This window comes from Agromyces aurantiacus (assembly GCF_016907355.1).
Taxonomy (GTDB): domain Bacteria; phylum Actinomycetota; class Actinomycetes; order Actinomycetales; family Microbacteriaceae; genus Agromyces; species Agromyces aurantiacus.
The window spans coordinates 2,349,657-2,373,594 of sequence record NZ_JAFBBW010000001.1 but is presented as its reverse complement, the minus strand read 5'-3'; the positions used below and the strand labels follow the sequence as shown (position 1 = coordinate 2,373,594).

The 23,938-nt window shown below is 72.7% G+C and carries 23 protein-coding genes and 1 tRNA gene; 13 read left to right on the top strand and 11 right to left on the bottom strand.

All coding sequences use genetic code 11. The features are described 5' to 3' along the window. Nucleotides 1–20: 20 nt before the first annotated feature. The 3 genes from JOD46_RS11260 to JOD46_RS11250 all read right to left on the bottom strand — a co-directional run bounded on the left by JOD46_RS11260 (nt 21) and on the right by JOD46_RS11250 (nt 2,583). The gene (locus tag JOD46_RS11260; RefSeq protein ID WP_204394311.1) at nt 21–1,571 is read right to left on the bottom strand and encodes a DNA polymerase Y family protein; all 1,551 of its coding nucleotides are present in this window, start codon (nt 1,569–1,571) and stop codon (nt 21–23) included. Then, on the bottom strand, nt 1,568–2,353 hold the full coding sequence (gene imuA', locus JOD46_RS11255; protein ID WP_204394309.1) for a DnaE2-dependent mutagenesis accessory factor ImuA': 786 nt from the start codon (nt 2,351–2,353) through the stop codon (nt 1,568–1,570). Before imuA' ends, JOD46_RS11260 begins: the two co-directional genes overlap by 4 nt. Nucleotides 2,354–2,499: 146 nt before the next feature. Further along, nucleotides 2,500–2,583: transfer RNA gene (locus JOD46_RS11250), tRNA-Leu, on the bottom strand. A gap of 115 nt (nt 2,584–2,698) precedes the next feature. On the opposite strand from JOD46_RS11250, the gene JOD46_RS11245 reads away from it, so the two are divergent. Next, entirely contained in the window at nt 2,699–4,054 is a 1,356-nt protein-coding gene (locus tag JOD46_RS11245; RefSeq protein WP_204394307.1) for a M20/M25/M40 family metallo-hydrolase, read from the top strand. A gap of 80 nt (nt 4,055–4,134) precedes the next feature. Continuing rightward, a complete protein-coding gene (locus JOD46_RS11240) occupies nt 4,135–4,956 on the top strand; it encodes an undecaprenyl-diphosphate phosphatase (protein WP_204394305.1) in 822 nt (273 codons plus the stop codon). Between the two features lie 49 nt (nt 4,957–5,005). Here the strand turns inward: JOD46_RS11240 and JOD46_RS11235 are convergent, their stop codons facing one another. Then, a complete protein-coding gene (locus tag JOD46_RS11235; protein ID WP_307835011.1) occupies nt 5,006–5,914 on the bottom strand; it encodes a PAC2 family protein in 909 nt (302 codons plus the stop codon). A gap of 77 nt (nt 5,915–5,991) precedes the next feature. Here JOD46_RS11235 and JOD46_RS11230 point away from each other — a divergent pair, with 77 nt between their 5' ends. The 9 genes from JOD46_RS11230 (at nt 5,992) to lnt (ending at nt 15,972) form a co-directional block, all read left to right on the top strand. Then, nucleotides 5,992–6,666 (top strand): HAD family hydrolase, encoded by a 675-nt coding sequence (locus JOD46_RS11230; RefSeq protein ID WP_307835010.1) that lies wholly within the window; start codon nt 5,992–5,994, stop codon nt 6,664–6,666. Beyond that, entirely contained in the window at nt 6,663–7,676 is a 1,014-nt protein-coding gene (locus JOD46_RS11225) for a tRNA (adenine-N1)-methyltransferase (RefSeq protein ID WP_204394302.1), read from the top strand. The genes JOD46_RS11230 and JOD46_RS11225 overlap by 4 nt, the downstream gene beginning before the upstream one ends. A 40-nt stretch (nt 7,677–7,716) precedes the next feature. After that, complete coding sequence (locus tag JOD46_RS11220) at nt 7,717–8,667, top strand: FKBP-type peptidyl-prolyl cis-trans isomerase (protein ID WP_204394300.1); 951 nt, start codon at nt 7,717–7,719, stop codon at nt 8,665–8,667. 42 nt (nt 8,668–8,709) lie between these two features. Next, nucleotides 8,710–9,729, top strand: a complete 1,020-nt coding sequence (locus JOD46_RS11215) for a helix-turn-helix transcriptional regulator (RefSeq protein ID WP_307835009.1) — start codon at nt 8,710–8,712, stop codon at nt 9,727–9,729. Further along, nucleotides 9,726–10,745: a helix-turn-helix transcriptional regulator gene (locus JOD46_RS11210; RefSeq protein WP_204394289.1), complete on the top strand. Its 1,020-nt coding sequence runs from the start codon at nt 9,726–9,728 to the stop codon at nt 10,743–10,745. Before JOD46_RS11215 ends, JOD46_RS11210 begins: the two co-directional genes overlap by 4 nt. Before the next feature lie 63 nt (nt 10,746–10,808). Next, a complete protein-coding gene (gene tatA, locus JOD46_RS11205) occupies nt 10,809–11,096 on the top strand; it encodes a twin-arginine translocase TatA/TatE family subunit (protein WP_204394287.1) in 288 nt (95 codons plus the stop codon). A gap of 50 nt (nt 11,097–11,146) precedes the next feature. Then, complete coding sequence (gene tatC, locus JOD46_RS11200) at nt 11,147–11,911, top strand: twin-arginine translocase subunit TatC (RefSeq protein WP_204396549.1); 765 nt, start codon at nt 11,147–11,149, stop codon at nt 11,909–11,911. 12 nt (nt 11,912–11,923) lie between these two features. Then, the gene (locus tag JOD46_RS11195) at nt 11,924–14,356 is read left to right on the top strand and encodes a DEAD/DEAH box helicase (RefSeq protein WP_204394285.1); all 2,433 of its coding nucleotides are present in this window, start codon (nt 11,924–11,926) and stop codon (nt 14,354–14,356) included. Between the two features lie 71 nt (nt 14,357–14,427). After that, nucleotides 14,428–15,972, top strand: coding sequence for an apolipoprotein N-acyltransferase (lnt, locus tag JOD46_RS11190; protein ID WP_204396543.1), 1,545 nt, complete (start codon nt 14,428–14,430; stop codon nt 15,970–15,972). Here the strand turns inward: lnt and JOD46_RS11185 are convergent. The 4 genes from JOD46_RS11185 to JOD46_RS11170 all read right to left on the bottom strand — a co-directional run bounded on the left by JOD46_RS11185 (nt 15,969) and on the right by JOD46_RS11170 (nt 18,595). Next, nucleotides 15,969–16,331, bottom strand: a complete 363-nt coding sequence (locus JOD46_RS11185) for an RNA polymerase-binding protein RbpA (protein ID WP_204394283.1) — start codon at nt 16,329–16,331, stop codon at nt 15,969–15,971. The two genes, lnt and JOD46_RS11185, sit on opposite strands and share 4 nt — an antisense overlap. Before the next feature lie 85 nt (nt 16,332–16,416). Then, a complete protein-coding gene (locus tag JOD46_RS11180) occupies nt 16,417–17,169 on the bottom strand; it encodes a glycerophosphodiester phosphodiesterase family protein (protein ID WP_204394281.1) in 753 nt (250 codons plus the stop codon). A gap of 8 nt (nt 17,170–17,177) precedes the next feature. Further along, the gene (locus JOD46_RS11175; protein WP_204394279.1) at nt 17,178–18,125 is read right to left on the bottom strand and encodes an SPFH domain-containing protein; all 948 of its coding nucleotides are present in this window, start codon (nt 18,123–18,125) and stop codon (nt 17,178–17,180) included. Further along, nucleotides 18,122–18,595: an NfeD family protein gene (locus JOD46_RS11170; RefSeq protein ID WP_307835007.1), complete on the bottom strand. Its 474-nt coding sequence runs from the start codon at nt 18,593–18,595 to the stop codon at nt 18,122–18,124. The genes JOD46_RS11175 and JOD46_RS11170 overlap by 4 nt, the downstream gene beginning before the upstream one ends. Before the next feature lie 123 nt (nt 18,596–18,718). Here JOD46_RS11170 and JOD46_RS11165 point away from each other — a divergent pair, with 123 nt between their 5' ends. Next, complete coding sequence (locus JOD46_RS11165) at nt 18,719–19,486, top strand: SDR family oxidoreductase (protein ID WP_204394277.1); 768 nt, start codon at nt 18,719–18,721, stop codon at nt 19,484–19,486. 67 nt (nt 19,487–19,553) lie between these two features. Here the strand turns inward: JOD46_RS11165 and JOD46_RS11160 are convergent, their stop codons facing one another. Next, on the bottom strand, nt 19,554–20,162 hold the full coding sequence (locus JOD46_RS11160; RefSeq protein ID WP_204394275.1) for an HdeD family acid-resistance protein: 609 nt from the start codon (nt 20,160–20,162) through the stop codon (nt 19,554–19,556). A 183-nt stretch (nt 20,163–20,345) separates the two neighbouring features. Between JOD46_RS11160 and JOD46_RS11155 the strand changes: the two genes are divergently transcribed. Next, nucleotides 20,346–21,971 (top strand): RecQ family ATP-dependent DNA helicase, encoded by a 1,626-nt coding sequence (locus JOD46_RS11155; protein ID WP_307835006.1) that lies wholly within the window; start codon nt 20,346–20,348, stop codon nt 21,969–21,971. On the opposite strand, the gene JOD46_RS11150 is transcribed toward JOD46_RS11155, so the two are convergent. Next, nucleotides 21,958–23,058 carry a 1-acyl-sn-glycerol-3-phosphate acyltransferase gene (locus JOD46_RS11150; RefSeq protein WP_204394273.1) on the bottom strand — a complete coding sequence of 367 codons (1,101 nt, stop codon included), beginning with the start codon at nt 23,056–23,058 and terminating at the stop codon, nt 21,958–21,960. The two genes, JOD46_RS11155 and JOD46_RS11150, sit on opposite strands and share 14 nt — an antisense overlap. Beyond that, the gene (locus JOD46_RS11145; protein WP_204394271.1) at nt 23,058–23,900 is read right to left on the bottom strand and encodes a patatin-like phospholipase family protein; all 843 of its coding nucleotides are present in this window, start codon (nt 23,898–23,900) and stop codon (nt 23,058–23,060) included. Before JOD46_RS11145 ends, JOD46_RS11150 begins: the two co-directional genes overlap by 1 nt. Nucleotides 23,901–23,938: the final 38 nt, after the last annotated feature.

Here is a 23,938-nt window from a genome sequence, read left to right as displayed (position 1 = left end):
CCCCTAGCGCGTCGCGCCCATCAGTCGTACCTCGCCTCGGCCCACCAGCCCTCGACGTCGCGCACCAGCAGCCACGCGCAGCCGTCGTGGTCGACGACCTGGAACCGGTGCACGCGGCGGGCGCGCTCGGCATCCCACCAGCGCTCGACGACCGGCCACGGACCCGCCCAGGCGCGCACGGGCGCCGGGCGACCCGAGCCGATCGCGAACGACGCGGGCGCCGCCGAGATCGCCCCGCGCGCGTCGACCGACACCGCCGCATCGCCCGCGTCGACGAGCGCGACCGGCAGCCGCTCGCGGAACACGCTCGCCGGCGCGAGCGCGGGCAGGCTCCCCGGCCACGGCGCCTCGGCCGCGGTGCGCTCGGGCGCGCGGTCGCCCCACGGCACGAGCACCTGCCGGTCGGCGAGCATGCGCCCGCCGCCGATCGCCGCCGTCACCACGCCCTCGTGCCCGAGCATGCTCTGCACGCGCGTGAGCCCGTGGTGCACGCGCTCGTCGGGGCCGCCGCCCCACAGCCCCTCCTCGTGGTTGCCCGTCGAGTCGACCCGCTCGGGCACGATGCGGAGCCGGACGATGGGGGAGTCGAGCCCGGAGTCGGCCGTGCCCGCGCCCTGCAGCTGCCAGCGCACGCGATCGACCACGTCGGCGGGCGTGAACCAGTGCGGGTGCAGCCAGCTGCGGCTCGAGTGCCCGCCGCGCTCGTCGTCGAGCTCGACGCGGATGCCGGTGCACACGAGCCGCCTGGTCCGCATGCGCTCGATGAACTCGTCGGCGCGCACCCGGAACGCGAACGCGAGCTGGTCGATGCGGTCGAGCGGCGGCTCGAAGTCCTGCGCGACCTCGAAGTCGGGCGGGGGAGTGCGCGGCGCCACGCGCGACCGCTCGCGGCCCGCGGCGCGGTCGTGCGCGAACGCGCCCGCCGCGCCGAAGCGCCGCCGCACGTCGTCGTCGGGCAGCGCCGCGAACTCGCCGAGCGTGCGCACGCCGAGCCGGTGGAGCAGCGTCGTGGTGCGGGCGTCGACCACGAGCGCGACCGGCAGCGGTGCGAGGAACGCGGCCGCCTCGCCCGGGGGCACCACGTGCACGGGCTCGCCGCGCCGTGCGGCCGCGCGCGCCGCCTGCTCGGCCGCGAACGGGCCGTCGGCCACGCCCACGCGCGCGGCGGCGACCCCGAGCCCCGCGGCCGCCTCGAGCAGCGCGCGGGCCGCGGCATCCTCGCCGCCGTAGTAGCGGGCCGGGCCCCGCGCGCGCATCGCGAGCGTGCCGGGCCGCAGCACCTGCACGCCCGGGACGATCGCCTCGATGCCGCGCACGACCGGCTCGAACGCGCGGTGGTCGAGCGCCGGGTCGTACTCGAGCACCGTGAGCGCGGTCGAGCGGTACTGCGCCTCGCGCAGCCGCAGGCCGCGCGCCACGCCGTCGCGCCGGGCCGCGGGCGAGCACGAGTGCACGAGCCCGGCCTCGGTGAGCGCGACCGGCTCGGCCGGATCGATGCCCGCCTCGCGGCATGCCGCCAGCACGGGCCAGTCGGGGCACCAGAGCACGACGGTGCGCACGGCCGCGCTCACGACGCCCTCGCCGCGAAGTCGGGCCGGTGCAGGATGCCGCCGGCCGGGCCGGCGCTGCCGTCGAGGGCGGCGACGGATGCCGCGCCGAGCCCGGCCCCGCCCGCCTCGCCGACCGCGGCGAACCCCAGGTCGCCCGATGGCAGCCGGAGGCGGCGGCGGGTGCCGCGGCCCACCTCGCCGCGGCCCGTGACCCGGACGACGACCTCGCGCTCGGCGAGGTGCCCGTGGCCGTGATCGAGCCCGCTCCACTCGCTCCGCTCGAGTTCGAGCCGGGCGTCGCTGCCCGGCCACTCGCCGTCGACGAGCAGGAGCGCGCCGCGCTGGCGCAGCCGCGCCGCGAACCGCGACGCCTCGGCGGGCGCGAGCCGCCCCGCGGGCCGCACCGCGACCACCGGGATCACGTCGGCGAGCGCGGCCGCGACCGTGAGCCACTGCCGCCCGGGCTCGGGCACGAGCACGAGCCGCTCGAGGTCGATGCCGAACCGCGCGGCGGCCTCGACGCCGAACTCGGGGATGCCCGCGACCGCGACCCAGCGCCCGCTCTGCGACGGTCCGACGAGTGCGGCCATGAGCAGCGTGATCGACCCCTCGACCTGCACGACCGCGCCCTCGCGCAGCGCGCCGCCGGGCAGCACCGACGCGAGCGCGGGATGCGTGGGCACCGCCTTCGAGTCGAGCCGGGTCGCCTGCATGCCGCGGATGCGCGCCTGCAGCTCCTCGACCCGCTCGAGCCGCGCCGCGGGCGCCGCCTGGGCGGCCGGGGCGGATCGGGGAGCGGTCATCGTCACCACTCAATGTTCGAACACATGTTCGAATACGGCAAGTCCTGCCGACCGTCCGTCCACGCCCCCGACCGGGGGTGGGCGACCGAACGACCCCCGAAACGCGAGAAGGCCGGATCCGAAGATCCGGCCTTCTCGACAACGCGTGCGCGAGGGGGGACTTGAACCCCCACGCCCGTTAGGGCACTAGCACCTCAAGCTAGCGCGTCTGCCATTTCCGCCACCCGCGCGTTGTCTTGATCCGCTGATCGCTCAGCGGCCGTAGAAGACACTAGCACGGTTTCGAGAGCCCGCTGAACACTCCCGCCGCGGCGTCCGCCGCACCCGCCCGGTACGGTGGAGCGCATGGCCGAGACGACCCCGACCGACGCCCGCACGCCCTCCGCGCAGCCCGCCGGCGGCGCCGAGGTCGAGCTCGACGAGACCGCAATCATCGCGCGCGACCTCATCCGCTTCGACACCACCAACCACGGCGAGGGGCGCGCCAACGGCGAGCGCGAGGCCGCCGAGTACGTCGAGGCGCGCCTGCGCGCGATGGGCCTCGACCCGGTCATGCACGAGTCCGCGCCGCGGCGCGCGAACGTCGTCGCGCGCATCCCCGGGGCGGACCCGGCCAAGCCAGCGCTCGTGCTGCACGGCCACCTCGACGTGGTGCCCGCGGATCCCCGCAACTGGAGCGTCGACCCGTTCGCCGGCGAGGTCCGCGACGGCATGCTCTGGGGCCGCGGCGCGGTCGACATGAAGGACATGGACGCCATGATCCTCACGGCGGTCGGCGACATCCTCGCCGAGGGCCGGTTGCCCGAACGCGAGCTCGTCGTCGCGTTCTTCGCCGACGAGGAGGCCGGCGGCATCTACGGCGCGAGCTGGATGGTCGACGAGCATCCCGAGCTGTTCGCGGGGGCCACCGAGGCGATCAGCGAGGTCGGCGGCTACTCGATCACGGTCGGCGGGACGCGCGCCTACCTCCTGCAGACGGGGGAGAAGTCGCTCGTCTGGATCCGCCTCGTCGCCCACGGCCGTGCCGCCCACGGCTCGCGACTCGTCCGCGACAACGCCGTCACCCGGCTCGCCGAGGCGATCGCCCGCATCGGCCGACGCGAGTGGCCGGTCAAGCTCACGGGCACGACGCGCGAGCTGCTCGCCGCGATCGCCGACGCGCTCGGCGTCGACCCCGAGCAGGTCGCGCCCGACGAGCTCGCGCTGGCCACCGGCTCCGCGTCGGGGTTCATCACCGCGACCCTGCGCACGACGTCGAACCCCACGCTCCTCGACGCCGGGTACAAGCACAACGTGATCCCCGACCGTGCCGAGGCGCTCGTCGACATCCGCACGCTGCCGGGCGAGGAGGACGCGGTGCTCGCCGAGGTCCGCGAGCTCATCGGGCCCGACATCGAGATCCAGATCGTGCACCAGGACGTCGGCCTCGAGGCGCCGACCCACGGGCCCCTCGTCGACGCCGTCACGACCGCCCTGCACGCCCACGACCCCGAGGCGCGCGTGTTCCCGTACCTGCTGAGCGGCGGCACCGACAACAAGTCGCTCTCGCGGCTCGGCATCTCGGGCTACGGCTTCGCCCCGCTGCGCCTGCCCGAGGGGCTTGACTTCCCGGCGATGTTCCACGGCGTGGACGAGCGCGTGCCGCTGGACGCACTAGTCTTCGGTAGGCGGGTCCTGCGGGACCTGCTGCTCGCGTACTGAGTACGCCCCACACCACCCAGCCCCCGACCACGACGGTCCGATGCCCTTCGCCGTGCGCAGGGCGGGAAGGCGAAGCGCCGTTGTTCGAAGCCATCATCCTCGGCCTCGTGCAGGGACTCACCGAGTTCCTGCCGGTCTCCTCGAGCGCGCACCTGCGCATCCTCGGCGAGTTCCTGCCCAACGCGGCCGACCCCGGTGCGGCGTTCACCGCCATCACGCAGCTCGGCACCGAGACGGCGGTCGTGGTGTTCTTCTGGCGCGACATCGTGCGCATCGTGTCGCACTGGTTCCAGGCCGTGCGCGGCAAGCTCCCGCACAGCGACCCCGACGCTCGCATGGGCTGGCTGATCATCGTCGGCTCGATCCCGATCGTGGTGCTCGGCCTGCTCTTCCAGGACCAGATCGAGACGACGTTCCGTTCGCTCTACATCGTCGCGACCATGCTGATCGTGTTCGGCATCGTGCTCGGCCTGGCCGACTGGGCCGGCGCGAAGCGGCGCGGCCTCGACGACCTGACCTACCCGCACGGCCTGTACTTCGGCCTCGCGCAGTCGCTCGCGCTGATCCCCGGCGTCTCGCGCTCGGGCGGCACCATCACCATGGGCCTCCTGCTCGGCTACGAGCGCGCCGCTGCGGCGCGGTACGCGTTCCTGCTCGCGATCCCGGCCGTGTTCGGCTCGGGTCTCTACCAACTGTTCAAGAGCATGGGCGAGCCGACCGTGTACAACGCGCTCGAGACCGCGGTCGCGACGGCGGTGGCGTTCGGCGTCGCCATCCTCGTGATCGCCTTCTTCATGAAGTGGATCTCGCGGCACAGCTTCCTGCCGTTCGTGATCTACCGCATCGCGCTCGGCGTCACGCTCTTCATCCTGCTCGGCGCGGGCGTCCTCCAGCCCTACTGACACCGAGCATCACGGCCGCGCGCGAGGTCCTGCCGGCGAGCGGATGCCGCTAGCCCACGTCGCGCGGACGCCACGGCCCGCCGCCGGGCTGGTCGCCGCGGCGGCGCAGGTACCGCTCGAACTCCTGCGCGATCGCCTCGCCCGAGGCCTGCGGCGCGTCGACCGCGTCGCGGGCCTGCTCGAGCTGCTGGATGTAGCCGGCCATCTCCTCGTCGTCGGCCGCGAGCGCGTCGACGCTCGCCTCCCACGCCTTCGCCTCGTCCTCGAGCGAGCCGCGGGGGATGCTGAGGCCGGTCAGCTCCTCGACCTTGCCCAGCAGGGCCAGTACGGCCTTCGGCGAGGGCGCGTTGTGCACGTAGTGCGGCACCGACGCCCAGAGCGACACGGTCGGGATGCCGACGCGCTCGGCCTGGTCGGCGATGACGCTGAGGATGCCCACCGGCCCCTCGTAGGTCGAGCGCTCGACCCCGAGCGCGGCGCGCACCTCGGGGTTCTCGCTCGACGCGAACACCGCGAGCGGGCGCGTGTGCGGCGCGTCGGCGAGCATCGCGCCGAGCAGCACGATGCCCTCGATGTCGGCCGAGAGCGCCGCGTCGATGAGCTCGGCCGCGAAGCCCTTCCACGTGCGCGCGGGCTCGGCGCCGAGCAGCACGTGCAGCGTGTCGGCCCCGGGCCCCGTGACGAGCTCGTCGTCGGATGCCTCGGGCATGCCGCTCGGACCGAGGATCGCGGCGCCCGGCCACGTGAGCCGGCGCACCCCGTCGTCGTCGGTCTGGATGGTGGGCCGCGTGAACTGGTAGTCGAAGTACAGCTCTGGGTCGACGGCGGCGATCTCGACGAGCCCGAGCCGCTCGGACAGCAGCCGCGCGGCGCCCGTGGCGGCCTCGCCCGCGTCGTTCCAGCCCTCGAATGCCACGATGAGCAGTCGCCCGCCCTCGAATCCGGTCGGATGCTGCACTCGGTTCGCCCCGCTTCCCGAACCCGGGATCTCCGGGCTCACCTCCACAATAGGCCGTGCCGATAGAATCGCCCGTTGTGACCAAGCGCCTCCCCGCCGCCGTCCTGTGGGACATGGACGGCACCCTCGTCGACACCGAGCCGTACTGGATGCGAGCCGAGATCGAGCTCATCCGCGAGTTCGGCGGTTCCTGGACCGAGGAGGACGCGCTGCAGGTCGTCGGCGCGGGCCTCTGGGACGCCGCGGCGGTCTTCCAGCGCGCGGGCGTCGACCTGCCGGCCGACGAGATCGTCCAGCGGCTCACCGAGCGCGTGCGCGAGCAGCTCGCGCAGCACGGGGTGCCGTGGCAGCCGGGCGCGCAGGCGCTGCTGAAGTCCGTGCGCGATGCGGGCGTCCCGACCGCGCTCGTGACCATGTCCATCCGTTCGATGGCCGAGGACATCGTGGCGGCGATCCCGTTCGCCGCGTTCGACGAGCTCGTGACGGGCGACGAGGTCGCCGCGCCGAAGCCGCATCCCGAGCCGTACCTGACCGCGGCGGCGCGGCTCGGCGTCGACATCGCCGACTGCGTCGCGATCGAGGACTCGCCGACCGGGCTCGCCTCGGCGACCGCCGCCGGTGCGGTCGCGATCGGCGTGCCGCACATGCTCCCGCTCGACGACGCCCCGTCCGACGTGGTCTGGCCGACGCTCGACGGCCGCTCGCTCGACGACGTCGCCGAGGTCGCCGCCGACGCGTGGACCCGCGCATGAGCCGCGGCGAGGCGAGCGGGCCGTTCCGCCCGGGCGACCGCGTGCAGCTGACGGGCCCCAAGGGGCGCCTGCACACGATCACGCTCGAGCCGGGCAAGCTGTTCCACTCCCACAAGGGGCCGATCGCGCACGACGACCTGATCGGGCTGCCCGACGGCTCGGTCGTCGCCAACCAGGTCGGCATCGAGTACCTCGCGCTGCGCCCCCTGCTCAGCGACTTCGTGATGTCGATGCCGCGCGGCGCGGCGATCGTGTACCCGAAGGATGCCGCGCAGATCCTCGCGCAGGCCGACGTCTTCCCGGGCGCGACCGTCGTCGAGGCCGGCGTCGGCTCGGGCGCGCTCTCGCTCTGGCTGCTGCGGGCGATCGGCCCGGCAGGACGCCTGCTCTCGTTCGAGCGTCGCGAGGAGTTCGCCGACGTGGCCCGCGGGAACGTCGCCACCTTCCACGGCGAGGACCCGGCGAACTGGTCCATCACGCTCGGCGACCTCGCCGAGGCGCTGCCGCAGCAGGCGGCGGAGGCATCCGTCGACCGCGTCGTGCTCGACATGCTCGCGCCATGGGAGTGCGTCGACGCCGTCTCGGCGGCGCTGAAGCCCGGCGGGGTGCTGCTCTGCTACGTCGCGACCGTGACCCAGCTCTCGCGCGTGGCCGAGGCCATCCGGGCGACCGGCTGGTACACCGAGCCGCAGGCCAACGAGACGATGGTGCGCGGATGGCACGTGCAGGGCCTCGCGGTCCGGCCCGACCACCGCATGATCGCCCACACGGGCTTCCTCCTCACCGCGCGCCGGCTCGCACCCGGCGCGGTGCTGCCCGAGCTCAAGCGCCGCCCCTCGAAGACCGAGTTCAGCGACGAGGACGTCGAGGCGTGGACGCCCGGCGCGCTCGGCGAGCGCAACGTCAGCGACAAGGTGCTGCGCAAGCGCGCGAGGGCCGCGGATGCCGCGGCGCGCCGCGCGCGCACCGACGAGGACCCCGACACCGCCCCGACCGCCGACGCCGACTAGGCTGTCTGCGGCCCGTTCCCACCCGACGAAACGAGGATCCGTGCGCCTCCCGCTCGCACTCATGGTCACCGCGGCCGCGATCGCGGTCACGCTCACCGGCTGCACCGCGCCGTCGCCCGAGCCCGAGGCGTCCGCCGGCGCGTCGTCCGACCTCGTCGAGGTGAGCGGCGACTTCGGCGAGACGCCGCGCGTCGACTTCCCGACGCCGCTGACCCCCGAGGCGACGCAGTGCTCGACCGTGATCGAGGGCGACGGCGAGCACCTCGCCGCCGGGCAGCAGGCGCTGGTCGGTCTCGCGGTGTACAACGGCTCGACCGGCGAGGAGATCCAGGTCGTCGGCTTCGGCGACGAGGACCCCGTGCCCGTCCTGGTGGGCGGGGGCACGCTGTCGGGCCTCAGCAAGGGCCTGACCTGCGCGAGCGAGGGCTCGCGCGTCGCCGTCGTCGTGCCTCCGGCCGACGCGTTCGGCGACGAGGGCAACGAGCAGCTGGCGATCGGCGCCGACGACAGCCTCGTCGTGGTGTTCGACGTGCACCAGGCGTTCCTTCCCAAGGCGAACGGCGCGCCGCAGCTCACGCGCGACGGGTTCCCGGCAGTCGTGCTCGCGCCCGACGGGCGCCCCGGCATCACGGTCCCCGACGCGGAGCCGTTCGACACGACGCAGGTCGAGGTCCTGAAGAAGGGCCACGGCCAGGAGGTCGAGTCGGGCGATGAGGTCGTCGTGCATTACACCGGCGTGCTCTGGGACGACAACACGGTCTTCGACTCCACCTGGCAGCAGGGCGGCCCGACCTCCTTCGTCGTGAGCGAGGAATCGGACTCGCAGGTCATCCCGGGCTTCTCGAAGGCGATCATCGGGCAGCAGGTCGGTTCGCAGGTGGGCGTCGTCGTCGCCCCCGAAGACGGCTACGGCGACGCGGGCACCGGCACCATCCCGGGCGGCGCGACCCTGTTCTTCGTGATCGACATCCTCGGTGTGGTCGGCGACTAGCCGGGCGTCGCGGCTCCCCGGCGCTTCAGTATGATCGCTGACGTGGCGTCGTCCAAGCGCTCGGGGGAGCCGAGGATCCCGGTCGAGGACCGGCTCTTCAGCCTCGTCCTCGCGCTCCTCGCGACCGAGACCGGGTTGTTGAAGTCCGAGATCCTCTCGACCGTTCGCGGGTACGCCGAGCGCTACGACGCGCGCGGTGGCAACGCGAACCTCGAGCGGCAGTTCGAGCGCGACAAGGACGACATCCGCGACCTCGGCATCCCGCTCGAGACCGTGGAGTCGCCCGATCGCCCGGGCGACAACCAGGCGCTGCGGTACCGCATCCCGAAGGGCGAGTACGACCTGCCCGTCGACGTGCGCTTCACGCCCGACGAGCTCGCCCTGCTCGGCCTCGCCGCCGAGGTGTGGCGCGAGGCGTCGCTGTCGGCCGACTCGCAGCGCGCCCTCACGAAGCTCCGCTCGCTCGGCATCGAGCCGCGTGAGCCCGTGATCGGGTACGCGCCGCGGCTGCGGGTGCGCGATGCCGCGTTCGAGCCCATCCGCCAGGCGCTCGACAAGCGCCAGCGCGTGCGGTTCCGCTACCTCAAGCCCGGCGAGCGCGAGCCGCGGCTGCGCACGGTGGAACCGTACGCGGTCGTGCTCCACGAGGGCCGCTGGCACCTGCACGGACGCGACGTCGACGCCGGCGCAGGCCGCACCTTCCTGCTCTCCCGGATCGTCGGCGAGGTGCAGGCCGTTCCCGGCGCCCCGTTCCCCCCGCCGCCCGCCGACATCCAGGATCGCGCGCTCGCCGATCTCCAGGCGCTGCGCCTGGCGAACACGGCCGACCTGTCGGTGCGTGCCGGGTCCGATGCCGAGGTGCGGCTGGGCAAGCGCGCCGCCGTCGCCGACGACGACGCCGGCGTCATCCGACTGCACTACACCGATGCGGCGATCCTCGCCGACGAGCTCGCCTCGTACGGGCCCGAGGTGCGCGTGCTGGCGCCCGCGTCGTTGCGCGACGCGGTCCGCGACCGGCTCGAGGCGGTCGCCGCGGCGCATCGCGGGGGAGGAGCGGCATGAGCGGACCGTCCGCGCGGCGGCCGGCGGGCCTGCGCGCGCCCGACAAGCTCGTCTTCCTGCTCTCGCTCGTGCCGTACCTGCTCGAGCAGCGGGTCGTCGACGTGCACGAGGCCGCAGCCCACTTCGGCGTCGGCGAGCAGGAGATCCGCGACGCGGTGCGGCTGATCGCGACCTCGGGCCTGCCGGGTGCGACCGGCACCTACCAGCCGAACGACCTCTTCGACATCGACTGGGACTCCTTCGAGGAGGACGACGTCATCGTCATCGTCCACCACGTCGCCATCGACGACGCGCCCCGGCTCTCGGCGCGCGAGGCGGCCGCGCTCATCGCGGGCCTGCAGTACCTCTCGGCGCTGCCCGAGAACGCCGGACGCGCGTCGCTCGCCGCGCTCACCGAGAAGCTGCGCGCGGGCGCGTCGGGCGCGCCGAGCCGGCTCGCCGTCGCCGAGGAGGGCGCTGACGAGTCGCTCGCGGTCGTGCGCCGTGCCGTGGCATCCGGCCACCGCCTCGAGTTCGACTACCTCAACGCGCGCGGCGAGCGCCGCCGGCGGCGCGTCGACCCCCTGCGCATCGCGTCGCTCGGCGCGGACTGGTACCTGCAGGCCTACGACCACCTCCGCGAGGACGTGCGCAACTTCCGCGTCGACCGGATGAGCGACCTGCGCGTCACCGACGAACCCGTCGGCGACCACTCGGGCCGCGCCATCCCCGAGACGCTCTTCCAGGCCTCGCCCGACGATCTCGAGGTCGTCGTCGACGTGGCCCCGGCGACGCTGCCGCTCCTCGCCGACTACCTCGCCGACTCGACGCAGACGCAGGTCGACGACCGACTGCGCGTGACGCTGCGGCTCGCGCACGTGCACGGCCTGAAGCGGCTCGTCGCCGGGCTGCCCGGGCTGGTCACCGTCGTCGCGCCCGAGGAGGCGCGGACGGCCGTGGCCGAGTGGGCGCAGGCCGGTCTCGCCGGGTACCGCGAGACCCCCGGGAGCACCGCGACCGGCGTGACCGAAGCGTGAGGTCGGCACCCTTCCGGAGCAGGTAGACTGGCCGGACCATCCCGCCAGAATGGACGAGCACCTATGTTTGGAAACGCCTTCACCGGTTGGCACGCGCTGATCATCCTCCTGGTGATCCTGCTGCTGTTCGGTGCGCCGAAGCTGCCCGCGCTCGCGCGCAGCCTGGGCCAGTCGATGAAGATCCTCAAGAACGAGGTCCGCTCCGAGGGCGACGCCGAGGCCGCCGACGGCACGGCGAAGACCGAGGCGGCCGCGCAGCCGTCCGCCACGACGCCCGCGGCGCCCGCACCGGCGGCTCCGGCCGCGCCGGCCGACCAGGCCAAGCGCACGGACGCCGGCCCGAGCGCCTGACCGACGTGTCCGCCGTGAAGGATCGCGGCACCCGCAATCCCGAGAAGCGGATGTCGCTCGGGGCGCACCTGCTCGAACTGCGCAAGCGCCTCTTCATCTCCGCACTCGCGATCGTGCTCGGCATGGTGGTCGGCTGGGTCCTGACCGACCTGTTCGTGTGGCAGGCCATCCAGGAGCCGGTCAACGCGGTCGTCGAGGCGCAGCAGGGCACCGGTGAAGCGACCACCGGGATCATCTTCCCGACGATCTCGAGCGCCTTCGACCTGCGACTGCAGATCGCGTTCACGCTCGGCATCGTGATCTCGGCACCCGTCTGGCTCTACCAGGTCTTCGCGTTCCTCGTGCCGGGGCTGAACACCAAGGAGCGCAAGTACACGTTCGGGTTCTTCGCGACCGCGATCCCGCTGTTCTTCGCCGGCTGCGCCGCCGGCTGGTTCGTGCTGCCGAACATCGTGAAGCTCATGACGAGCTTCGTGCCAGAGGGCGCAGAGACGCTCCTGACGGCCAAGGAGTACATCGACTTCGTGCTCAAGCTCGTCGTCGCGATCGGCATCGCGTTCGTCCTGCCGGTGTTCATCGTGCTGCTGAACTTCGCCGGCATCATCAGCGCGTCCTCGATCATCAAGTCCTGGCGCATCGCGATCCTGGTGATCGTGCTGTTCACGGCCTTCGCGACGCCGTCGGCCGACATCGTGTCGATGTTCATGCTCGCGGTCCCGATGATCGGGCTGTACTTCGCCGCGTACGGCATCGCGTACCTCCACGACCGCCGTGCGGCCAAGCGCAATGAACTGGAGTTCGGCGCGGCTGTCTAGGCTGGAGGGGTGATGAGCCTCTCACCGGCGGAGCGCTACGCGCTCTCGCGGCAGCAGCGGAGGCAGCCCAGGCTGCAGGAGTTCGCCGCCGGCCTCTCGTTCGATCTCGACCCGTTCCAGCGCGCGGCCTGCGCGGCCCTCGACGAGGGGCGCAGCGTGCTCGTCGCGGCGCCCACCGGCGCCGGCAAGACGGTGGTGGCCGAATACGCGGTCTACCTCGCGATGCAGGCGGGCGACGAGAAGGTGTTCTACACCACGCCGATCAAGGCCCTGTCGAACCAGAAGTACCAGGAGTTCGTCGAGACGTGGGGCGCCGAGAACGTGGGCCTGCTCACGGGCGACACGAACATCAACTCCGGCGCGCGCATCGTCGTCATGACGACCGAGGTGCTGCGCAACATGCTCTACGCCGACTCGCCGCTGCTGGGCCGGCTCGCGTTCGTCGTGATGGACGAGGTGCACTACCTCGCCGACCGCTTCCGCGGCGCCGTCTGGGAGGAGGTCATCATCCACCTCCCCGAGGCGGTGCGCCTGGTCTCCCTCAGCGCGACGGTCTCGAACGCCGAGGAGTTCGGCGACTGGCTGCAGGCCGTTCGCGGCGAGACCGACGTGATCGTCTCCGAGCAGCGGCCCGTCCCGCTCGAGCAGCACGTGCTCGTGGGCACGAAGCTCGTCGACCTCTTCGACTCGTCGGGCCAGGCGGCCACGCACCGGGTGAACCCCGAACTGCAGCGGCTCGCGCGAGCGAGCGGCGGGCGATCGATCCAGGGCCGCTCCCAGCGGGGCCGGCGTGGAAGCGACCGGGGCCGCTTCCACGGTCCCGGTCAGGGCGGCGGTCGGGCCGACCGGTCCGACGTCGTGGAACTGCTGCGCGGCAAGCACCTGCTGCCCGCGATCGTGTTCATCTTCTCGCGGGCCGGATGCGACCAGGCCGTGCGACAGGTGCTGCGCAGCGGCATCCGGCTGACCGACGCCGCCGAGCGCGACGAGATCCGCGCGATCGTCGAGGAGCGCGCCCGGATGCTCCGCGACGACGACCTCGCGGTGCTCGGCTACTGGGAATGGCTCGAGGGACTCCAGCGCGGCGTCGCCGCCCACCACGCCGGCATGCTGCCGACCTTCAAGGAGATCGTCGAGGACCTCTTCCAGCGCAAGCTCCTCAAGGTCGTGTTCGCGACCGAGACGCTCGCGCTCGGCGTGAACATGCCGGCCCGCTCGGTCGTGCTGGAGAAGCTCGAGAAGTTCAACGGCGAGGCGCGCGTGCCGATCACGCCGGGCGAGTACACGCAGCTGACCGGCCGCGCCGGCCGCCGCGGCATCGACGTCGAGGGACATTCGGTCATCCAGTGGATGGACGGACTCGACCCCGAGGCGGTGGCCTCGCTCGCCTCGCGCCGCAGCTACCCGCTGAACTCGAGTTTCAGCCCCACGTACAACATGGCGGTGAACCTCGTCGACCAGTTCGGGCGCGAGCGCACCCGCCAGATCCTCGAGCTCTCCTTCGCCCAGTTCCAGGCCGACCGCGCGGTCGTCGACCTCGCTCGCACCCTCCGCAAGCAGGAGGAGTCGATGGCCGGGTACGAGCAGGCGATGCGCTGCCACCTCGGCGACTTCGGCGAGTACGCGGCGATGCGTCGCCGCATCGGCGAGCTCGAACGCCAGCAGGCGAAGGGCAATCCCACGCACGCGCAGCGCGAGCGGATGCAGCGCGAGCTCGCCGCGGAGCGCAAGCGCATGCGCGCGCATCCGTGCCACGGCTGCGCCGAGCGCGAGCAGCACGCGCGGTGGGCCGAGCGCTGGTGGCGGCTGAAGAAGGAGCACGACGACCTCTCGCGCCAGATCCGCACGCGAACCGGCCAGGTCGCCAAGCGCTTCGACCGCGTCGCCGAGGTGCTCGAGGAGCTCGGCTACCTCGAGTCCGACGGGCAGGGCGGACTCGTCTCCACGGCGGCGGGGCGCACGCTCAAGCGCATCTACGGCGAGCGCGACCTGCTGGTGGCCGAAGCGCTGCGGCGCGGATACTGGGATCGCCTGGACGTGCCCTCGCTCGCGGCGATGGCGGCGGCGCTCGTGTACGAGCCGCGGCGCGACGAGCGCGGCCTGCAGTTCCGGCTGCCGAGGGGCGCGTTCCGCGAGGCGTTCGACCGAACGACCGACGCGTGGAGCGAACTCGACGACGTCGAGCGCGACCACCGCCTTCCGGGCAGCGAGCAGCCGTCGCCGGCGCTCGCGTCGGCGATGCACGCTTGGGCGCGCGGCGTCGGGCTCGGCGTCGTGCTCGCCGACACCGAGCTCGCGGCGGGCGACTTCGTGCGGCTCGCGAAGCAGGTCGTCGACCTGCTCGACCAGGTCTCGATCGTCGCCGACGCCGAACTGGGCGCGACCGCCCGTGCCGCGATCGACGCGGTGCGCCGCGGCGTGGTCGCGTACGGGGCCGCGGCGTGAGCGGGAGTCCGGCGGTCCCGGCCGACGTGCGGGCCGAGCCACCCGCCACCTCAGCCCGGGTCCGTCCGCTCATGCCGCTGTGGGCCGCGCTGCTCGTCTCGGCCGCCGGCGGCGTGGTGTACGACCTCGGGTTCCCGGACGTCGGCGCGTGGCCGCTCGCCTTCGTCGGCATCGCGCTCGCGCTGGTCCCGCTCATCGGCCGGTCGGCGTGGGCCGCGTTCCACATCGGCCTGGTGTTCGGCCTCGGTTTCTACCTGACCCACGTCTCATGGACCACGCTCTACCTCGGACCCGTCCCGTGGCTGGCGCTGTCGATCTTCGAATCACTGTTCGTGGCCGGCGGCGCGGTGCTCATCGCGCTCGCGTACCGCTGGGTGCCGCTCGCGAACCCGTCGAGCTGGGTCCGGCTCATCGGCCTGCCACTGCTCGTCGCGGGCCTCTGGGTGCTCCGCGAGGCGGCGACCGGCACGCTGCCGTACGGGGGCTTCCCGTGGGGCCGTGCGGCGCAGAGCCAGTCCGAGAGCCCGTTCGCGCAGGTCGTGTCCTGGGTGGGCTCGTCCGGGCTCGGGTTCGTCATGGTCGTGATCGTCGCGGGTGCCATCGAGTGGGTGCGGCTGCGCGAATGGCGCGACCTGCGCACCGCGATCCCCGTCGCCGCGCTCCTGGTCGTGGCCGTCGCGGTCCCGGCCTGGCCGACGACGCCGGCCGGCGAGCTCCGGGTGGCGAGCGTCCAGGGCAACGGCCCCGCCGGCTACTTCGACGAACGCGCCCAGGGCGACATCCTGCAGACCCAGCTCGATGCGACGGCGCCGCTGCTCGACGAGGACGGCATCGACGTGCTGCTCTGGCCCGAGGGCGGTTCCGACATCGACCCGACCCGCAGCCCGGAGGTGGCGCGCGTGTTCGACTCGCTCGGCGACCGTCTCGATGCGCCGATCGTGCTGAACACCGTGACGACCGACGGCGAGCGGTTCTTCAACACCTCGCTGCTGTGGCGGTCGGGCGAGGGCGCGGTGGACCGCTTCTCCAAGCGCAACCCGGTGCCGTTCGGCGAGTACATCCCCGACCGGTGGTTCTACGACGCGCTCGTGCCCGACCTGACCGGCCTGGTCCAGCGCGGCTACTCACCGGGCACCGAGCCGCCGGTCTTCGACCTCGGTGGCACCGTCACCGGCCTCGCGATCTGCTTCGACGTCATCTACGACGACCTGATCTGGGAGGGCGCGCGCGACGGCGCCGAGCTGTACATGTTCCAGACCAACAACGCCGACTTCCGCGGCACCGACGAGAACGAGCAGCAGCTCGCGATCGCGCGACTGCGAGCGATCGAGACCGGGCGGTCCGTCGTGAACATCTCGACGGTCGGCACGAGCCAGGTGATCGATCCGACGGGCCGGACGATCGACGCGCTGCCGGCCTACGAGGCCGGGGCCATGGTCACCGACGTCGAGTTGCGCGAGGGGCTCACGCCATCGGTGGTGCTCGGCGGCGCCGTCCCGCTGCTGCTGGTGATCGGCTCGATCGCCGGCCTGATCGCGGCGGGCGTGCTCGCGCAGCGGAACGCCCCGCGCCGGGCGGGGTCCGGGCGGGGCGTCGACGAGGTCTCGGCGGGCTAGGCGCTCTTCTGCTGACCGCGACGGGCGCGCAGGTAGTTCAGCCGCTCCTGGAGGATCTCCTCCAGCTCCGCGCGAGTGCGGCGCTCGAGGAGCATGTCCCAGTGGGTGCGGGCGACCTTCTCGCCCGAGCGGTCGATCTCGACCGGCTTGGAGTCGACGAGGAGCACCGCGGAGTTGCCGCAGTGGCGGCATTCCCACGTCTCGGGGATCTCGGCTTCCGTCGAGAACACCATCGTGGTCTCGCGCCCGCACGTCTCGCACTGGTACGTGTACTCCGCGCGGTCCGCGAAGACGACGCCATCCTCGCTCTGCAGGCTCTGCGCGCCGATTCGCATGCCCCGAAGGCTCCGGTCCGCCATGGCGTACTCCTCTCGATCGTCAACAGGTATAAACGATCAAGCTGGGCATCTTCTTTCCGCGGGCTGGGGTTTTGCCGGGGAACTCTCAGATTCCGGAGACGACCCGAAGGGCGAGATCCGCCCGATCGGTCACGATCCCGTCGATGCCGAGCGCGAGCAGGCGTCGCATGTCGGCGACGTCGTTGACCGTCCAGACGTGCACCTCGACGCCCGCGGCGTGGGCCCCTCCGATGAGTGCGGGGGAGAGGAGCGTCATGCGCCCGACCCGCTCGGGGATCTGCAGGGCGCCGAGGCCGGTCGTGGCGCGGCGCATGAGCGCCGCGCTGCGGGTGACGGATGCCGCGCGGGCGCGCAGCACGGACGCGCGCCCCGCCGACGTCGCGATGCCGGGCAGCGCGGCCACGAGCCGACGGCGCCGCGCGTCGGAGAACGAGGTCAGCAGGACGCGGTCGGCGGCGCCTCCGCGCCGGATCGACTCGATGGTGGCGGGCTCGGCCGCGTCGGTCTTCACGTCGATGTTCAGGCGCGCGTCGGGGAAGGCATGCAGGAGCTCGTCGAGCGTGCCGTACCCGTGGCCCGACCCCAGGTCGATGCGACGCAGCTCGGCCATCGTGAGGCTCGCGACGGCGTCGGCGCGCCCCGCGACGCGCTCGAGGGTCGGATCATGCGCGAGCACGGCGGCCCCGTCGGCGCTCACGTGGACGTCGGTCTCGAGGTACGCCGCACCCGCCCGCACGGCGTGCTCGAACGCCGCGAGCGTGTTCTCGGGCGCCTCGAGGGCGAGGCCGCGATGCGCGAGCACGCGCGGCCTCGGCAGGTCGAACCAGCGTGAGGCCACGGGACCGCTCAGGCGATCCCGCCCGGTCGCGTGCCGGCGCCGCCGACGCCCGTGCCGCCCGCCGCGGTCTCGCCGTTCGGCGCGAACGCGCGGCCGACGCCCTTCAGCGCCTCGGTGAGCTCGCTCGGGATGATCCAGAGCTTGTTCGACGCGCCCTCGGCCAGCTGCGGCAGCATCTGCAGGTACTGGTAGCCGAGCAGCTTGGGGTCGGCGTCGCCCTTGTGGATGGCGTCGAACACCGTGAGGATCGCCTCGGCCTCGCCCTGGGCGCGCAGCACGGCCGCCTTCGCATCGCCCTCGGCCTTGAGGATGGCGGCCTGCCGCTCGCCCTCGGCCGTGAGGATCGCCGACTGCTTCGTGCCCTCGGCGGTCAGGATGAGCGCGCGGCGGTCGCGCTCGGCGCGCATCTGCTTCTCCATCGAGTCCTGGATCGACAGGGGCGGGTCGATGGCCTTCAGCTCGACCCGCGAGACGCGGATGCCCCACTTGCCCGTGGCCTCGTCGAGCACGACGCGCAGCTGGCCGTTGATGTTGTCGCGGCTGGTCAGCGCCTCTTCGAGGTTGAGCCCGCCGACCACGTTGCGGAGGGTGGTGGTGGTCAGCTGCTCGACCGCGCCGAGGTAGTTCGCGATCTCGTACGTCGCCGCGCGCGCGTCGGTCACCTGGAAGTAGACGACCGTGTCGATCGAGACGACGAGGTTGTCCTCGGTGATCACCGGCTGCGGCGGGAACGAGACGACCTGCTCGCGCATGTCGACGAGCGGGCGCAGGCGATCGATGAACGGCACCAGGATGTTCAGGCCCGGCGTGAGCGTCTTGTGGTACCGGCCGAGGCGCTCGACCACGCCCGCGTACGCCTGCGGGATGATCCGGATCGACTTCGCGATCACGACGATCACGAAGATCGCGATCGCCGCGACGACGATCACGGTGATGATGGTTCCGACGTCGTTCACGCCTCCGAGCTCCTCTCCACCGGGACGACGACCGCCGTCGCCCCGTCGATGCCGGTGACGAGCACCTGCTCGCCCACGGCCACATCCGCCTGTTCGGTGATCGGCGAGAGCCGCGCCGTCCACACGTCGCCGTTCTGCAGGCGCACCTGGCCGCCGGCGGGCGTGACCGTGCGCACCACCGAGCCCCCGGCGCCGATCAGCGCGTCGATGTTGCTCCGTGCCGGGTCGGCCCCGCGTCGCAGGAGCCGCAGCAGCGAGGGCCGCAGCGTCAGGATGAGCGCGATCGCGACGATCGCCGCGACGATGAACTGCGCCCACCACGGGATGCCCGTGAGCCCCGAGAGCAGGCCCGCCACGCTGCCGAGCGCGAGCATGAGGAAGGTCATCTCGAGGGTGAACACCTCGATGGTCGCGAACACGAGGATCAGCACCAGCCAGGCGATCCACGCGTACTGCGTCAGCACATCCACTTCGACTCCTTCGGGCCCGTCACGAACCTAGCAGCGGAGGGGCCGCGGGTGGGGGAGTTGGTAGTCTCGGTGCGGCGCGCCCGGTGTGCGCCCCGAGACATCCGCACCACTGAGGAGCCCACCGTGACCAACCCGCTCGCCCCCGGATCGCTCGACGGTCGCGTCGCCCTCGTCACGGGCTCGTCCCGCGGCATCGGCGCCGACACCGCCCGTTACCTCGCCGAGGCCGGCGCCGCCGTGGTGATCAACTACCGCAGCAAGGCTCCGCGCGCCGAGAAGATCGTCGGCGAGATCGCCGCGGCGGGCGGCCGGGCGATCGCCGTCGGCGCCGACCTGACCGACGCCGACTCGGTCCGAGCGATGTTCGAGCGCGCGGTCGCCGAGTTCGGGCCGATCGACCTGCTCGTGCTCAACGCGTCGGGCGGCATGGAGAGCGGCATGGGCGAGGACTACGCGATGCGGCTGAACCGCGACGCGCAGGTCAACGTCGTCGACAACGCGCTCCCGCACCTCGCGGAGGGCGCCCGCATCGTGTTCGTCACGAGCCACCAGGCGCACTTCATCCGCACCACCCCGACCATGCCCGAGTACGAGCCCGTCGCGCTCTCCAAGCGCGCCGGCGAGGATGCGCTCCGCGCCAGGCTGCCCGAGTTCGACGAGCGCGGCGTCGGGTTCGTCGTCGTCTCGGGCGACATGATCGAGGGCACCATCACCGCGACGCTGCTCGAGCGGGCCAATCCCGGCGCGATCGCCGCGCGCAAGGAGGACGCCGGGAAGCTGTACAACGTCGCCGAGTTCGCCGCTGAGGTCGCCTCGGCCGCGGTCGACCCGATCCCGGCCGACCACACGCGATACGTCGGCGACGTCACGGGGTTCGCCCCCGAGCAGTAGCTCGCCGAGTCGCACGTGACGAGGGCCCGTCGGATGCATCCGACCGGCCCTCGTTCGCGTGGCGGCGTCAGCTGGAGAGCTGCAGTCCGCGGCCGAAGGTGAACGCGCGCACGATCTGCACGAGGCCCAGGATGATCAGCGCGATGCCGGTCACCCAGAACAGGATGGCGGCGCCCCAGAAGGGCGAGAACAGCAGCACGATGCCCGCGACGATGCTCAGGATGCCGAAGAAGATGCTCCATCCCTTCGACGAGGAGCTGCCCGCCTGCGCGAGCGCGACCGCGCCCTCGATGATCCAGAGGATGCCGATGAGCACGCCGAGGAAGATGCCGATCACGACGGCGCTCTCGGTCGGGTTCGCGAGCATGAGCACGCCGCCGATCACGAACAGGACGCCCAGGATGATGTCCAGGGCTCGCGCGCCGCCCGAGATGCCCTTCGAGAAGATGCCGAGACCCACGTACGCGAGGCCCGCGATCACGAAGTAGATGCCGAGCAGCACGGTCAGCACGACCGCGGACTTCTGGGGCCAGAACGTGATGAAGATGCCGATGATGAGGGCGACCACTCCGGTGACGCCGAGGGCGACGCGGATCGTGTTGACCGCCGACTTCGTCAGCTCGGCCGAATCGAGCGCGAACGCACCGAAGGCGCTGTTGTACTGCGGGGACGACATAGCGACTCCTTCCGGCACGCCCCATCTGGCGTGCTCGCGATCAGGCTATTCCCAGCCACGGCAGGTGTGGGGGAGCAATTCGTCCGAGCGTCGGCGTGTCGCGCCGGCGCAGGCGTGTCAAGGGCGGCGGGCCGATCCCTCCGGGTGCGCCAGACTGGAGGCCGATCGACCCGAGGGAGCAGCGTGGACCTGAACGACCGGATGCAGCGGATCGCGGAGGAGCGCTTCGGATGGCGCGCCCTGAAGCCCGGCCAGGCCGAGGCGATCCGGGCGGTGGTCGGCGGTCGCGACACGCTCGTGGTCATGCCCACGGGCTACGGCAAGTCGGCCGTGTACCAGGTCGCGGCGCATCTGCTCGACGGCCCGACCCTCGTCGTGTCGCCGCTCATCGCGCTCCAGGCCGACCAGGTGCGCCACCTCGAGGCGGCGTCGGGCGACGGCGCAGCGGTCGCCGTGAACTCGGCGCACAGCGCCGCGGCGAACGAGCGGGCCTGGCAGTCGGTCGCCGGCGGGGAGGCCGAGTTCGTCTTCCTCGCGCCCGAGCAGTTGGCCAAGCCCGAGGTCGTCGAGGAGATCGCCGGGCTCGGCGTCTCGCTCGTCGTGGTCGACGAGGCGCACTGCGTCTCCTCGTGGGGTCACGACTTCCGGCCCGACTACCTGCGGCTCGGCGCGGCGATCGATGCGATCGGGCGACCGCGCGTGATCGCGCTGACCGCGACCGGATCCGCGCCCGTCCGGGAGGAGATCATCGAGCGGCTCGGCTTGCGCGAGCCGCTCGTGCTCGTCGGCGGATTCGACCGCCCGAACATCCACCTCGCCGTCGAACGGCACGAGAGCGAGGCCGACAAGGAGCGCGCCGTGCTCGAGTCGGCGCTCGGGGCGGAGAAGCCGGGACTCGTCTACGTCGCGACGAGGGCCGACACCGAGCGGTTCGCCGAGCGCTTCCGGGAGGAGGGACTCCGGGCGGCCGCCTACCACGGCGGCATGGCGGCGCGGGCGCGACCCGAGACGCACGAGGCGTTCCTGGCCGACGGGCTCGACCTCGTCGTGGCCACGAGTGCCTTCGGCATGGGCGTCGACAAGCCGAATGTGCGGTTCATCGTGCACGGCGACGTCACCGAGTCGATCGACGCCTACTACCAGGAGGTCGGCCGCAGCGGGCGGGACGGGGCCCCGTCCACCGCGACCCTGCATTACCGCGCCGAGGATCTCGGACTGCGCACGTTCTTCGCCTCGGGGCGGCCGCGCGAGGACCGCGTGATCGCGGTCGCCGCCGCGCTCTCGGCGGGCGACGGGCCGCGGTCGGGTCGTGAGCTCGCGGCCGAGCTCGACCTGCCCGCACGGGCGGTGACCGCCATCCTGAACGCCCTGGTGGAAGCCCAGGTCGCGACGGCCGTCGACGACGGCGTCGAGCTGCACGGGCGCATCGATCCCGAGACGGCGCTCGCCGCGGTCGACGAGGTCGTCGATCGGCGCCGGCGGATCGACGAGTCGCGCCTCGCGATGATCCGCGGGTACGCCGAGACCCCCCGATGCCGACGCGCGTTCCTGCTGGAGTACTTCGGCGTCGAGGCCGCCGAACCCTGCGGGAACTGCGACACCTGCGATCGCGGGTCGGCCTTCGAGCACCACGACGAGACGGTCGAGGGCGCCTACCGGCTCGACCAGGCCGTGCGCCACCGCGAATGGGGCGACGGGCGGGTCATGAGCATCGAGTCCGACCGCATCACCGTGTTCTTCGGCGAGGAGGGCTACCGCGTGCTCTCGCTCGACGCCGTCCGTGACGGGGGGCTGCTCACGACCGCGTGACGCCGTCGCGTGCGGCCGCCGGGCGGTGGCGGCGCCGGGCCACCGGTGTCGTGTCGGCGTCGGGCTCCGGCCGGTTCGCCTCGATCCACTCGTCGATGCGCTCCCACTCGCGCATGAGCCAGTCGGTGCGCTCGTCGGGATCGGCGGGGATCTCGGCGCGTGCCACGTTCCAGAACCGCATGATGATCGTCTTGTCCGTCGGCAGCTCGCGCCAGACGTCGGCGACCGTGCGGATGCGATCCAGGCCCGTATGCGCGACGAAGAACACGTCGGCATCGGGGGCGGCGTCGAGCGCCGCGAAGAAGCCGCCGGGTCGCGGCGCCATCACGTTCTGCAGCCGTGCCGCGCGGTCGGCGATCGCGTCCAGGCCCGCGGCGTGCAGGCGCTCGATGGCCCGCGAGCGGCGTCGCTCGGTGAAGTTGCCGCCCTCGGGGAAGATCACGAGGGCATCGTGCGGGCCCATGCCGCGCGCGAGCTCGCTGATCCGCTCCTGGAGGCCGTGGTCGGACGGTCGGCGTCGCCCCGAGACGGGCGGCGGCGCGATGAAGCGGTTCGGCAGGCGGTTGAGGACCACGTCGACGGCGGGGTCCCACTGCAGCGTGTCCTTCAGGACGATTCGCGGCGACCGGTGGAACCAGTGGAACACCGCATGCACCAGGATGAACGAGTCGCCCGGTCCGGCGTGCCGGCTCGCGATGACCCTCGGCCGGTCGTCGTCGTGGAAGCCCGCGGGCACGCGGACGTCGATGTCGAGGCGCAGCACCCAGTACGCGTTCCAGAACAGGAACTGCAGCATCCGCGCGACCATGCGGTAGTGCACCCGCTGGAATCGCGGCGTGTGGATGCGCCAGCCGAAGCCCGAGGCGATCCAGACCGCGAACAGCGCGACGAGGGCCGCGGCATCCCACAGCAGGTAGAGGTTCACCATCCAGAGCAGGCGCGGCGTGCGCAGCCTCGGCTCGATGAAGATCGACACGGCCGTCGCGACCACGAGCCAGAGGGGCAGGAGCGCGGTGATCACGAGCGCGGCCACCACGACGAGCGGCGCGAGGACCAGGCGCCGCACCCACTTCGGCGGCGGACGCATCAGCCCGGCGTTCCGTGGACGGGGCTGCGGGTCGCGACCTCCCGGTCGAGGTACGCGGACGCCGCGCGATGCGCGCTCTCGATGCGGCGGCGGATCGCGTCGGGGGAGAGGTTGCGGGCGATGCGGTTGTCCCGCTGCGAACTGGTCCCCGTCGGCAGCACGTGCAGGCGGGTGCCGGCCGGCAGCGACGCGGAATCGCGGGCGAACCGGTGGCGCCGGGAGATCTCGAACGCCACGCGCGCGTTCTCGAACTGGTTCCGCGGCGCGGACAGGGGGTACTCGATGCGCCCGACCTGCATGACGTAGACCTCGGTGGCGCCGGCCGCTGCCGCCTCGCTGATGGGGATGGAGTTCACGATGCCGCCGTCGACGAAGTGCTCGCCGTCGATCTCGACCGCCGGGAAGATGCCGGGCAGCGCCGACGAGGCGAGGATGGCGGGGATCAGCGGACCCGTGGTGAACCAGTGCTCGGCGGCCCGCTCGATGCTCGCGGCGCAGCAGCGGAACTCAACCTGGAGCTGCTCGAACGTGCGCGCCGCGGGCAGGCCCGCCTCGAGCAGCCGGACGATCGAGCCGGTCGACATCAGGTGCGCCCGGCCCGGCCGCACGTCCAGCCCGGTCGTGATCGCCCTGGCGTCGCGCGAGGTCCAGGCCCGATTCAACCGGTCGAGGCTCCGGTCCACGTCGGCGGCGATGATGGCGCCGTTGATCGCGCCGATCGAGGTGCCGACGACGAGGTCGGGGCGGATGCCGCGTTCGAGCACGGCTCGCAGCATCCCGACCTGCACGGCCCCCAGCACGCCGCCGCCGCCGAGCACGAACGCCACCTTCGGGGAGCCCATGGCGTCATTGTCGCACCGGACGGCGGGTGGGACGCGTG